Genomic DNA, 354 nt, shown 5'->3' with positions numbered 1-354 from the left:
TATAGTTTTGAAGATGTATTGTCTTTTTTTAAAAAACTAGGTATAGAATACAAAGTAGAAAAGTTTGGGAAAGTTTACCCATTATCATATCAAGCTTCATCTATAGTAGATGCCTTGAGATTTAAAGTTGAGAGTATGAAAAATATAGAAGTTAAATATGAATTTGATGTTACTAAGGTTAGGAAAAAGAATTCTAAATTTAATGTTACTGGTATGAATGATGAAATTGTGGTTGTAGATAAATTAGTTATTGCATCAGGTGGAATATCATATCCAGAATTAGGTAGTAATGGAAGTGGATATGATTTAGCAGTAAAAATGGGTCATAGTAGAACAAAAATATTTCCTGTATTA

At 27.4% G+C, this 354-nt stretch carries 1 protein-coding gene; it reads left to right on the top strand.

What is annotated here, in order from left to right; genetic code table 11:
• The coding region (locus BT993_RS06935) for an NAD(P)/FAD-dependent oxidoreductase (protein ID WP_208600529.1) at positions 1–354 on the top strand (354 nt) is incomplete at both ends.

Origin of the sequence: Streptobacillus ratti (assembly GCF_001891165.1) — a bacterium.
Taxonomy (GTDB): Bacteria; Fusobacteriota; Fusobacteriia; order Fusobacteriales; family Leptotrichiaceae; genus Streptobacillus; species Streptobacillus ratti.
Note: the sequence above shows the minus strand (reverse complement) of the source record. Positions and strands in the feature narration are given on the sequence as shown.